Origin of the sequence: Ornithinibacillus halophilus (assembly GCF_900129485.1) — a bacterium.
Taxonomy (GTDB): Bacteria; Bacillota; Bacilli; order Bacillales; family Amphibacillaceae; genus Ornithinibacillus; species Ornithinibacillus halophilus.
The window spans coordinates 24,669-37,130 of the sequence record NZ_FQVW01000020.1 but is presented as its reverse complement, the minus strand read 5'-3'; the positions used below and the strand labels follow the sequence as shown (position 1 = coordinate 37,130).

The following is a 12,462-nucleotide window of genomic DNA, read 5'->3' as shown; positions in this document are numbered from 1 at the left end:
CCCGGTCGTTACTTTAGTCTATGCATAAATTACATTAGAGGAGGTGGGATTGATGAGTAAAGAAAATCATGGAAGCGGCTTTGCCTTCATCGTTGTGTTGCTTATTCTGTTAATTATCGTAGGAGCTAGTGGATACACTGGTGGCTATGGTGGATACGATTACGGTTATGGTGGCGGTTGGTGGTAATCCAACTACCACTTTTATCTTAGTTCAATACTTGAACTGGAGGTGACATAAATGGGCTATTCAGGTGGCGGCTTTAACGGTGGTTTTGCGCTAATTGTCGTTTTATTTATTCTGCTTATCATCGTAGGTGCAGGAGGATACGGCAGAGTTTATTAATAAGAGAAAAGCAGCAGTCACGCTAATATTGTCTGCTGCTTTATACTCATACATAATCTTTAATAGAATATATTTTTCCATTTTCCATATTTATATCGTCTGTCATTATATCTACTACCACTTGAGCTACTTCATGGGAAGTTTTTAATTCATTATTTTCTTTGTATGCCTTAAATTTCTCTACATCAATGAATGCATCTGGTGAACTTGCGCGAATCTTTTCCTGCATATTAGTGTCCATAACGCCAGGATTAAATGCAATCACTTTGTTCCCTGTAGTCTGCTTACCTTGTTCTAAGGCAACAGTCTTCGTGTACATATTAATACTTGCTTTCGTACTACAATAAGCACTCCATCCATAAATAGGACGTTCCCCCGCTCCTGAGGTTATATTTACAGCAAATAAGTTTGCATCTGTTTCAGATATTTCGTGCAGTAGTCGATTCAGAATGACCATTGGTGCGACTGTATTTATTTGTACATGCTTTGCTAATTCTTGACTTTTAATATTATTTGCTTGTTCAATCGGATCCAATGTCGCTGCGTTATTAACCAAATATATGGTACTTATCTCCGGTTCTTTTATCTGCTCTACAACTTGAGCTAACACCTCTTCTATACTCAGTAAATCTGCTAGATCACACTTATGATGATAGTATGTAACTTGATGTTTTTGAGCATGTTCTTCTAAATACTTAGTTTCGGAGCGAGATATTCCAATAACATCAATCCCTGACTCCATAAATAGCTCAGCAATTGATTTTCCAAGGCCTTTAGACACACCTGTAACGATAGCAATTTTCATCCCTGCAACCCCTCTATACAATAATTCAATACAATTATTATTAATTATTAACGGAACATACATACAAAAATCTCCCCTATTTCGAGGAGATTTTTAAATTATTCTTTGATAGAATCCCAGTAATATACTAATGTTTCCATTCCTTTGTCATAACTATCTAATGGAAAACTTTCATTTGGAGAATGCAATCGATCTTCTGGAGTACCGAAACCTAAAAGTACAATTGGCATTTTATAAATAGCTTCAATCCATTCAACAACTGGGATTGATCCACCCATACGTACATATACTGTTTCTTTTCCAAAAGCCTTTGTATAGCTATCTGCTGCTTTCTGGATTAGTGGATGATCTGGTGAAACTTTATATGCCTTAGCAGAAAGTCGCTCTTTCACAACTTCAACTGTTACCCCTTTTGGTGCAACTTTATGAACATGTTCTTCTAATAAGGATTGGATGGTATCTGGATCTTGTCCAGGAACTAAACGGCAAGTAATTTTGGCTGTTGCAGATGTTGGGATAATTGTTTTTGTTCCCTCACCTTGATAACCTCCATATATACCGTTCACTTCAAATGTCGGACGAGCCATCGTATGTTCTTTTGGAGTATACCCTTTTTCAGAAGCAGTCTCTGTGATACCTGTTGCCGCTTTAAAATCTTCTCCTGGAACTTGCTCAATTAATTTACGCTCTTCATCGGATAAAGGTTCGATTCCATCATAAAAACCATCTACAGTAACAACCTCATCTACATCTTTCATAGAAGCTAGAATGTGCGATAAAGCAATAATTGGGTTTCTTACTGCCCCACCATACATACCAGAATGCAGATCATGGTCTGGTCCTGTTACAGTAATCTCAATTCCTGTAAAGCCTTTTAAGCCGTATAAAATAGTAGGCTGGTTTTTAGCAACCATTCCAGAATCAGAAATTACTGCAAAATCAGCCTGGAACTGATCTTTCTTCTCTTGAAGGATTTCATAGAGATTTTCTGAGCCTATCTCTTCTTCCCCTTCAATACAAACTTTTACGTTAAGTGGGAGCTTCCCTTCTGTTTTCATGATTGCCTCAAAAACAGCTAAATGCATAAACACTTGACCCTTATCATCACTAGAGCCACGGGCATATAAACGTCCATCACGAACTTCTGGTTTAAAAGGATCACTATCCCATAATTCAATTGGATCTACTGGTTGAACATCATAATGACCGTAGAGTAATACGGTTGGTGCATCTGGACCTGCTCCATTATATTCTGCATATACTAATGGATGTCCACCAGTATCTTGTTGGCTAACATTTTCAAAGCCAATATCATTTAAGTAGTCTTCAAGAAATGTTGCTGCTTTCTTGATGTCATCTTTATGTACACTATCTGTGCTTACACTTGGAATGGATAAAAAGTGATTTAATTTTTCTAATAAACGCTCGCGATTCTCAGTTAAATACTGTAATGCTTGTTCACTCATACTATCTACAACCCCTTTTTCATCATTTCCCTTATTTTAGCATAATTTATTTGAATTGGAAGAGTGGTAGACCTCAAACCTAGACTAATGTAACGGTCATTCGTTCCGTTATTTGTTTTATTAATGGGTTATTTTGAACTTTTCGGACATATTTTCCTCTATTTACCTCTAAGCAGCCTGAATTAATGCAAAATAAGCTAAATAACGCATCATTTGTCCTCTTAAAATTTTACATGCCCGAATTTAATAGTATAACGTATTAAATGTCCTCTTTTATAAGAAAGACAGCCCAAATCAAGGCTGCCTTAGTTATTTCATCGCTTGTTTTAAGTCTTCAATTAGATCTTCACTATCTTCTATTCCTACAGATACACGAATTAATCCATCTGTAATCCCTAATTCAATTCTACGATCTCTTGGGATGGATGCATGGGTCATTTTGGCTGGTAGTGAAATTAAACTTTCAACGGCTCCTAAGCTTTCTGCCAAAGTAAAGTACTTCACTTTTGCTAAAACTTGTTCTGCTAGTTCTTCGCTTCCTACGTCAAAGGAGACCATACCTCCAAAGCCAGATGTCTGGGACTTTGCTAGTTCATGATCGCGATGGTCTTCAAGTCCAGGGTAATAAATTTTAGTTACTTTATCATGTTTTTGTAAAAATTCTATAATGTCTTTTGTGTTTTTCTCAATTGCTTCCATCCTTAATGCTAAGGTTTTTATTCCTCTCAGTAGCAGCCACGAATCCTGTGGCCCTAAAACAGCTCCAACTGAGTTTTGAATAAAATGAAGATCTTCTGCTAATTTTTCTGTACCTACAACAACAAGTCCTGCAACAACATCACTATGACCACCAATATATTTGGTTGCACTATGAAGTACAATATCCGCACCAAAATCTAGAGGTTGCTGCCAGTATGGACTTGCAAAAGTATTATCCACAATTAATAGTAGATTATGCTTCTTAGCAATTTCAGCCATTTTACGAATGTCTGTTGTTTTTAATAGTGGGTTTGTAGGCGTTTCTATAAATAGTGCTTTCGTGTTTTCTTGGATTGCATTTTCTACTTGCTCTGGAAAACTTGTGTCTACAAAACTATGGTCTAATTCAAAGCGGTTCAAAACTTTTGTCATCAAACGATACGAACCACCGTAAACATCATCTGTCATTACAATATGGTCTCCTGAATTAAAAAGCATCATAACAGAAGTGATTGCAGCCATTCCTGAACCAAATGCAAATCCAGCATGGCCATTCTCTAAATCAGCGATCACTTCTTCTAAGGCATGACGAGTTGGGTTTCCTGTCCGTGAATATTCATACCCCCGAAAGTTTCCAACCCCATCTTGTTTATAAGTGCTTACTTGATAGATCGGTACGGAAACAGCACCTGTTTGTTCGTCACGAGTGATTCCTCCATGTACCATTTTTGTTTTTGCTTTCATTTTTACACCTCTTTACTTTCTACTTCTTGATAGATGTTTTTGCTAATGTAACGATCACTTCCATCAGGAAAAACCGTTACAATCGTTGTTCCAGCTTTCGCCATTTTTGCCTCTTCAAGTGCAGCATACATTGCTGATCCTGAAGAGCTGCCTACAAGTAGACTCTCAAACTTTGCTAAATCCTCCACCATTTGAAAAGCATGATCATCGGAAACAGTGTAAATATCATTGAAATAATTCGGCTCCATATACGATGGTAAAAATTCCATTCCAATGCCTTCCGTACGATGTGGTCCTGGTTCACCACCTGCAATTATTGATCCTTCTGGTTCTACAATGATCGTTTTTATTGTTGGATTTTTTTCTTTTAGAAATTTAGAAGTGCCGATAAACGTACCACCTGTTCCGGCACCTGCAATAAAGACATTAACCTTGCCTTCAAGGTCATTCCATATTTCAGGTCCTAAGGTCTTATAATACGCATTGGGATTTGCTTGATTTGAAAATTGTTGTGGAGAGTAACTGTGTGGAATTTGTTTCAATAATTGAGTTGTTTTTTCGATTGCACCTTTCATCCCATGTTCTTTAGGTGTATGAACGATTTCAGCTCCTAGTGCTTGCATAATCACTTGTTTTTCTTGGCTAAAATGTTCTGGTACACAAAAAATAACGTTCAAATCATATTCTTTCGCTGCAATTGCCAATCCAATTCCCGTATTTCCTGCAGTTGGTTCAATTATTGTGCCACCTGGCTTTAAGTTTCCTGAAGAAAGTGCGTCACGGATCAATTCGACACCTAAGCGATCTTTCACACTTCCTCCAGGATTGAGAAATTCCAGCTTAGCATAAATATGAACATCTTCAGGAATAGGGAAATTCTTTATCTTTAGTAAAGGTGTATGACCTATTAACTCTTGAATCGAATGATAAATAGTCATGATTTCCCCTTCTCATACTTATCGTATTGTTATTGCCAAATGAAAACCTAAAAGACTTCACGCCATCCATCTTTTTTGTTTAACATGTCGCGTGCAATTTCTTTTGCACCTTCTAAGCTGTGGTTAGCTGCCCATCCACATTGCACTTCATTACATGCGGGAACTTCATCAGCTGCTATCACATCTTTTAACGTTTTTTCTAATGTTGTTAACACTGCATCGAAATCATCATTGTTCAAAATTGACAAGTAAAACCCTGTTTGACAACCCATAGGACTAATATCAAGGACATTATCCATATGATTACGAATATTTTCGGCCATTAAATGCTCGATGGAGTGTAACCCTGCCATTTCCATATGTTCCTTGTTAGGTTGTTTGAAACGAATATCGTATTTATATACTTTATCGCCGTTTGCCCCTTCTGTTACACCAACTAATCTCACATATGGTGCTTTCACTTTTGTATGATCTAGGTTGAAGCTTTCTACATTCATTTTCTTAGTCATTGCATTCTCTCCCTTTTAAAATCATTATCTCTTATTAGCTATGAGCAACCATACAAAATCATTCATTTGTTGATACGTTAATTCAAAGTTGTTCGTTGTAAAAATACGTTCTATCACGTCTAGAGTAGGATAATATTCTCGGTTGAGATCTGCTTCTAAATCTTTAAATCCTTTATTGATTGCATCCTGTATCATCTTTTGCTTTGCTGTCATTGATTCAAAGACTGTATCAGCAAACACGATTTTCCCATCTGTTGATAAAATATCGTAGAATTGACTTACTGCTTTTTCCTTCTCATAATCAGTTAAATGATGAAACGCATAGGTACTTGTTATTGTATTAATAGGAACTGATTGTTCAGGAAAATTAATAAAATCTCCATCAAGCACTTCTAAATCTGGAATTTTCTCTTGAGCAATATCACGCATTGCTGTAGAGGGTTCAATTCCAATCACTTGATGTCCCGCTTCTAAAAGCCTTTTTGACAAATTTCCCGTACCTGTTCCAAACTCTAAGACTGTTCCATAAGTGTTTTCTACAACTTTATCCAAAATTATATCATAATCTTTAAACACTTCTTCATATTGTGGGTTAGCTCCTATAACTGTTTGATCATAACTTTCTGCCCATTCTTCAAAAATCCCTAGGAATTCTCTTCCCATTTTTTCAACTCCCATATTAATCATAGTAATAAGCTATGTTTAATATGAATTATATGTATAACATTAGCATATGTTTAAGTTTTCGGCAAAAGACTAAAAAATGGGTACTACACTAAGTAGCACCCATTAGAAAATTAACGATTTTGTGGGAATAGTCGTTCAATCATATTTCCCATTTGATCAAAAAACCCTTCTACAGGTTCACCATTATTCGCATCCCTAACATAATTATTTGTCAAATCCATAAAGTCTGGATTAGTGGAAACATATACATTATCGATATCGTTATCCACCGACTTTACAATATCAGCGATTTCTTCTTTAACTTCATCTGTTAAATCGTCACCACGATTGTTATTATTTTTTACGTTGCCATTTCCATTATTACGCTCATTAACATCCAACTGAGCAGCTACATATGCATTATTGTCAGTTGTTAATACATAGGCACGGTCAATTTCCTCAACGTTATTAGAAATTTGTTCTGCAGCTTCTTCGGCTACATCATATCGGTCGGCTTGTCCATTTGTATTTTCGCGATTTCGTGTATTTATAAAATTGTTGTTACGATTATTATTGTTGTTTCTGTCAAAATTGCGTTCCATTCCACGCTCCATCGTGTAATTACGCTCTTCTAGCTGATTTCCATCTTCACCACCAAAACGTGTCGGTTGCACATTATTATTGTCATTCAAAGCATCAGGGTTATATCGTTGACCTTCTTCGTTATCGGCACAACCTGCTAACAAGCTTGTAACGGCAAGAGCACTAATGATTTGTTTTTTCATAAATCAATCCATTCCTCCTTTTAGGTTTGTGATTAGTATCAAACGTAAACTTGGGGAATATACTGTTTGAGTCCCGTAAACCTTAAATTGGTAGGTACACCAAATTGTTTTTGCAAATATATATATAATACGGGGAAACTATAATTACCCTTGGATTAAGGAGGGGAATTAATGGATATTCCAGATTATGACAAAGCTTTGTATTACACGCTTTGGGGCCAATGGGATGATTTATTAGTATTAATGGTTCGAACCAATGACGATTTGTTATCCAAAAAAATACAACACTTTTTACATGCTTACCATTATTCATTAGATGAACAAAAAATATTAAGTTCACACGATAGTTTACTTTATTATATTGACCATGCAATGAAACACCAAGTACCACAAGCAATAATGGAAGTCTAATGTTTGAACGATAAGAAAATGAACAAGGGATGGCCCCTTGTTCATTTTTTATCTCGTTTTATGATTACAAACGGACATCTATTCCGTTATTAGTGACAAAATGACTTTTTTTTGACTTTCAAGGACATTTATTCCTTTATTTGCCAAAGAGAGGACTATTTCCCCCTAATCTTTGTTAAATAACGTACCATATGTCCATATAATTAATAAATAAGGCTTGATTGTGAGAATAACGCATTAAATGTCCATGTCATTTATACAATTACCTAATTTTCTCATAATAATAATCAATTGGTACAAACAAGCCGACTTTCCCATAATCATCATGATTCAATGTGGCAAAGATAACACCAATTACTTTTCCATCTTTATTAATTATTGGACTTCCACTATTTCCCCGATAAACTGGGGCTTCAATCATAATAACCTCTGTATTTTCTGGCCAACTGGATAATTGAAGATAATCTAAAATTGTCCCTTCATTTGCTATTCCATTAAATGCTAGTGGATTACCAATAAAGTAAATGGCCTCACCTGGCTCAAATTCCGTTTTATCAGCCAAACTTAAATAGGGAAATCCCTCTCCATCTGTTTTTACAACTGCTAAATCAACTTCAGGAAAAGTCGCTACCACTTCTCCACTAAATAGTCCCTGCTCTGGAAAAGCGACCGTTACCTTTTCTTCTCCCTCAATTACATGGTGATTCGTGATGATGGTTCCTTCAGCATCGATTGAGAATCCTGTACCTTTGCTATCATTCGTTTCAATGACAACAACGGCTTCTTTATACATTTTGATATCATCTTGAGCAGATAGCCTCGTAGATGTCTTGATAAATTCTATTGCTGGTATGGAAACAGTTTGAGGCAATAGTGCTATTACATTAAGTAACATCGCTAATGCAATTAACCAAAATACCCATTTAGGAAAAGGGCTTTTGGGCTTTTGATTCTTTTCTTGCCTCGCTCGTAATAATGCCTTTTTCCTTTCCTCTTCAACCAGCTCTAGAAGCGTTTCCTCATCAAGTTCTTCATAAAGGTCTTCATCAATAATATCGTTTTTATACTGTTCATCATCACGCATTCATTTCCCACCTGTAATCACTTATTGGAATCTCACAATTTGATAGGGATTAACCCACTGCTTTTTGTGTACTACCTCTTTGCATTTGATACATTTGATAGTAAATTCCTTTTTCATCAATTAACTTATTGTGGTTTCCTTGTTCTTTTATTGTACCATTTTCAAGTACAAATATGGTATCTGCTTGCTGAATCGTTGATAAGCGATGGGCAATAACAAGTGTCGTTCTTCCTTTTTTCAATATATCTAGAGCATACTGAATAATATTCTCTGTTTCTGTGTCAATATTGGCTGTTGCTTCATCTAGTATTAGGATTGCTGGATCAAATGCTAAAGCTCTAGCAAAAGAAATTAATTGTCTTTCCCCTAACGAGAAGGTACTTCCACCTTCCGTCACTTTCTCATCATATTTACCAGGGAGTTTTTCAATAAATCGTTCGGCACCAACAGCTTTCAATGCATTAATTGCAGCTTCTCGTGAAATGGAAGGGTCATTCATCGTTACGTTTGAAATAATTGTCCCCGAGAACAAGAATGGATCTTGTAACACAATGCCCATATGACTACGTACTTGTTGTCTAGACCATTCTTTAGTATTGTTACCATCGATTGTTATTTTTCCTTTTTGTGGGTCATAAAAACGGAATAATAAATTCATGATTGAACTTTTACCAGAGCCTGTATGACCAACAAAAGCTGCTGTTTGCCCTGCTTTTACCTCTAATGAAATATTTTTTAGTACATATTCATCTTCCTCATAAGCAAAGGACACCTTATCAAATTTTATATTGCCATCATATCTTGGTATTTTGTCATTTACTACTTCTTCTCCATCAAGATCCATTAATTCGAATACTCTACCACCAGCTACCCTCGCCTGTTCAATTAGTGGCAATTGGTTAACGATATCATTCACTGGTTCAAATAATCGAGTTAACAAATCAACGATAGCATAGAGCATCCCAATGGATATAATCGATTCCGGTCCTAAAGATGATGAACCAAAGTACCATATAAATGCAACAAACGCTAAATTACGGAAAACGTTAACTAAGTTCCATGAAGTAAGTGCACTTAGTTTTACTAATTTCCTTTGGTAATTAAAATGCCTTTCATTCAATACTTCAAATTCTTCTTTTGTTTTCTTCTCACGACGGAATGCCTGAATAATTGTCATTCCTTGAATCGCTTCATTTATATTTCCATTAATTTCACTATTGGTAGAACGAATGACTTTGTTATATTTCGTACCATAATATTTATACACTTTAGACCAAACGATTATCAGTGGAATTAACAATAAACACCATGCCGCTAACTTTGCATCTAAAATGAAAAGTACAATAAATATCCCAGCCATATATACAATACTCGTCACAACAATAGAAAGTACTCGTTCATACAAATCTCTGATAGCTTCTGTATCATTCGTAATTCTAGCTACAATTTTTCCAGCTGGTTGATCTACGAAGTAATTAATTGGAATTCGTTGAGTATGAGCAAATACATCATTACGCATCTTCTTAACGATTTGATTCGATGCTTTTTGCAAAATAAATGTTTGATAAAATTGAAATACTGCCGCAATCGCTAATAACCCCATATATAACCCAAGTAATAGCAAGATTGGCTTCTGTTCAGGTTTAAAGAACGCGTAAACTTCAGATAAAGCGATTTTTTCTCCCTCAACGGTTACTGTTTCATCAGCTAATTCAATGGATATCATTCCTTCTTCTACCGTTCGTTGACCTTGTAAAGGGATCTCTTCTTCAATGAAGTAATAATCTCGATTTACTTGTAGCAAGCTAACGGTCGCTACAGGATGATCATTTTCTGTTACCCGGTCGGATCGCTTAAAGTATTTATCTTGATAATTAACCGTATCCGAATCGTTGTTTCCTTCTACTTCTTCCCACGTACCTTCAATTCCTAAAATATGGTCATCAATAATTGTTTTCGCAATTAACGGTCCAGCTAGTTCCAGTCCAGTTGCGATAACCAAACAAATAATCCCAAAAATAATGCTACGTTTAAATTGAAGTGCATATTGTAATAATCGTTTTTCTGTTGATCTCTTCTTCATTAGGAGATCACCTCCCCATCATCTAGCTGCTGGTTTTCATACTGCTCTTTATACCAACCTCCTTGTGCCATTAACTTTTCATGGGTACCTTCCTCTGAAATCTTCCCATCCTCTAGCACAATAATATGATCCGCATGTGTTACAGCAGAAAGCCTATGTGCAGCAATAAATGTTGTTTTATTCATTCGCTCTTTTCGTAGATGTGCAATAATATTTGCTTCAGTTTTTCCATCTACAGCAGATAAAGAATCGTCTAATATTAATATCTCAGGATCTTTAATAAATGCCCTCGCAAGTGCAACACGTTGTTTTTGACCACCAGATAACGTGACACCACTCTCACCAACTTGTGTATCCAATCCTTTTGGTAGTGTTTTAATATCTTCTAAAAAGTGGGCTAATTCCATAACACGATAAATCTCTTCGTCTGTCGCATCTTCTTTACCAAATTGAATGTTTTCACGGATAGACTTAGAGAACATCATTTGGTCTTGTGGAACATAACCAATCCATTCACGAATCTGATCTAGACTAATCGTATCAATGTCAACATCTGATATTTTAATGCTGCCTTGGACTCCTGGATACTGACGTAGAAGTAATTTAAATAGAGTTGTTTTACCAGCACCAGTTTTACCAACAACACCAATTGTCTGACCTTTTTTCACTTGCAAACTAATACCTTCTAGCTGATTGGATTTGGTATGAGGATATGAAAAAGTCACAAAGTCAAAATCAATTTTTTCAACTGAATCGACATACACTGGACTTTCTACATCTTTTACATCTGCTTGATAATCCATCGTTTCATTAACACGATCAAGCGACGCATTTCCTCGTTGCATGACATTGATTAGTTCTCCGACCGCAAACATCGGCCAAATTAACATCCCTAAATAGACATTAAAGGTAACTAGGTCACCTAAAGAAATTTTATTTTCGAATACTTGAATAGCTCCATAACCTAAACCAATCGTATAAGATAGTCCAATTAAGATCGTCATCGTCGGTTCAAACAAGGCATCAATTTTTGCCACTGCAATATTCTTCTGATAAACATCTTCTGTCATATCATAAAAACGATTGGCATCTTGTTTTTCCTGTACAAATGCTCGAATAACTCGAACACCACGAATTGATTCAAGTACGTTATTATTCATATCACCAAATGCTGATTGTGCCTTCGTAAATCGTTTATGAATTGCAGCACCGTATTTATTCATCACTATTGCCATAATTGGTAATGGAATTAATGCTGCTAATGTTAAGGACCAACTAATTGTAAAGCCCATCATTGCAATTAACATAAACATAAATGTTGTTGCATCGACCAGTGTAAGTACGCCGAAACCTGCTGTCATACTAATTGCCTTCAAATCGTTCGTACTTCGAGCCATCAAGTCACCAGTTTTGTGCTTTCCAAAAAATGTCGGTGTCATTTTCAAAAAATGATTCATTAATCGACTGCGCTGCCAGCGTTCTAAAATTGCTGCACCCCCGAATAATGTATAATCCCAGAAAAATGAAATCGTGTAATGAATAAATGTTAACGCCAGGTACGCAACAATTAACATAACAAGAATTTGACTTGTCATCGTCTCAAATTGTATGAGATCGATGGAGTAACCTACTAATTTTGGTGGAATTAATCCAATAGCACTAGCAATTATTAATGTAACGATTGCAAATGTATATCTTTTCCAATAATGTTTAAAAAACCAGCTTAATTTCTTAAATACTTGAAACATGTGTTATCACCCTATCTCTGTCTTTTCCTTCAGTGGATAATGTAAGCATAAAAAAAACACACGTCTATGACGCATGCAATGACGGTAAGATTACTGCAAATACAAAAATGCAAAATCCACCTATAATATTACAAAGAGCCACAGAACGCTTGTGACCCTTAAATACCAAATTTATTATGTA

Annotated in this window: 13 protein-coding genes; 3 read left to right on the top strand and 10 right to left on the bottom strand. The window is 35.9% G+C overall.

The genetic code is table 11. The annotated features are described in order from the left end of the window. Positions 1-52 precede the first annotated feature (52 nt). Both BUB12_RS09585 and BUB12_RS09580 read left to right on the top strand, forming a co-directional pair. A complete protein-coding gene (locus BUB12_RS09585) occupies positions 53-187 on the top strand; it encodes a YjcZ family sporulation protein (protein WP_072890402.1) in 135 nt (44 codons plus the stop codon). A 51-nt stretch (positions 188-238) separates the two neighbouring features. After that, entirely contained in the window at positions 239-343 is a 105-nt protein-coding gene (locus BUB12_RS09580) for a YjcZ family sporulation protein (protein ID WP_072890401.1), read from the top strand. Between the two features lie 46 nt (positions 344-389). Here BUB12_RS09580 and BUB12_RS09575 read toward each other — a convergent pair whose 3' ends face one another. From BUB12_RS09575 to BUB12_RS09545, 7 genes are all read right to left on the bottom strand, one after another. Beyond that, a complete protein-coding gene (locus tag BUB12_RS09575) occupies positions 390-1,211 on the bottom strand; it encodes a (S)-benzoin forming benzil reductase (RefSeq protein WP_234982639.1) in 822 nt (273 codons plus the stop codon). A 35-nt stretch (positions 1,212-1,246) separates the two neighbouring features. Next, positions 1,247-2,614, bottom strand: coding sequence for a dipeptidase (locus tag BUB12_RS09570; RefSeq protein WP_072890399.1), 1,368 nt, complete (start codon positions 2,612-2,614; stop codon positions 1,247-1,249). A gap of 309 nt (positions 2,615-2,923) precedes the next feature. Beyond that, a complete protein-coding gene (locus BUB12_RS09565) occupies positions 2,924-4,057 on the bottom strand; it encodes a bifunctional cystathionine gamma-lyase/homocysteine desulfhydrase (RefSeq protein ID WP_072890397.1) in 1,134 nt (377 codons plus the stop codon). A 2-nt stretch (positions 4,058-4,059) separates the two neighbouring features. Beyond that, entirely contained in the window at positions 4,060-4,995 is a 936-nt protein-coding gene (locus BUB12_RS09560) for a PLP-dependent cysteine synthase family protein (protein WP_072890395.1), read from the bottom strand. A 47-nt stretch (positions 4,996-5,042) separates the two neighbouring features. After that, the gene (locus BUB12_RS09555) at positions 5,043-5,504 is read right to left on the bottom strand and encodes an S-ribosylhomocysteine lyase (protein WP_072890393.1); all 462 of its coding nucleotides are present in this window, start codon (positions 5,502-5,504) and stop codon (positions 5,043-5,045) included. Positions 5,505-5,528: 24 nt separating this feature from the next. Beyond that, the gene (locus BUB12_RS09550; protein WP_072890392.1) at positions 5,529-6,167 is read right to left on the bottom strand and encodes a class I SAM-dependent methyltransferase; all 639 of its coding nucleotides are present in this window, start codon (positions 6,165-6,167) and stop codon (positions 5,529-5,531) included. A 134-nt stretch (positions 6,168-6,301) separates the two neighbouring features. Continuing rightward, the gene (locus BUB12_RS09545) at positions 6,302-6,955 is read right to left on the bottom strand and encodes a YhcN/YlaJ family sporulation lipoprotein (protein ID WP_072890390.1); all 654 of its coding nucleotides are present in this window, start codon (positions 6,953-6,955) and stop codon (positions 6,302-6,304) included. A 171-nt stretch (positions 6,956-7,126) separates the two neighbouring features. Between BUB12_RS09545 and BUB12_RS09540 the strand changes: the two genes are divergently transcribed. After that, positions 7,127-7,366 (top strand): YhdB family protein, encoded by a 240-nt coding sequence (locus tag BUB12_RS09540; protein WP_072890388.1) that lies wholly within the window; start codon positions 7,127-7,129, stop codon positions 7,364-7,366. Between the two features lie 262 nt (positions 7,367-7,628). On the opposite strand, the gene BUB12_RS09535 is transcribed toward BUB12_RS09540, so the two are convergent. Genes BUB12_RS09535 through BUB12_RS09525 form a run of 3 tightly spaced genes read right to left on the bottom strand, consistent with a single transcriptional unit; the run spans position 7,629 to position 12,281 of the window. Then, a complete protein-coding gene (locus BUB12_RS09535; RefSeq protein WP_072890385.1) occupies positions 7,629-8,450 on the bottom strand; it encodes a S1C family serine protease in 822 nt (273 codons plus the stop codon). Between the two features lie 49 nt (positions 8,451-8,499). Continuing rightward, positions 8,500-10,533, bottom strand: a complete 2,034-nt coding sequence (locus BUB12_RS09530) for an ABC transporter ATP-binding protein (RefSeq protein ID WP_072890383.1) — start codon at positions 10,531-10,533, stop codon at positions 8,500-8,502. Next, complete coding sequence (locus tag BUB12_RS09525) at positions 10,533-12,281, bottom strand: ABC transporter ATP-binding protein (RefSeq protein ID WP_072890380.1); 1,749 nt, start codon at positions 12,279-12,281, stop codon at positions 10,533-10,535. Before BUB12_RS09525 ends, BUB12_RS09530 begins: the two co-directional genes overlap by 1 nt. Between the last annotated feature and the right edge of the window lie 181 nt (positions 12,282-12,462).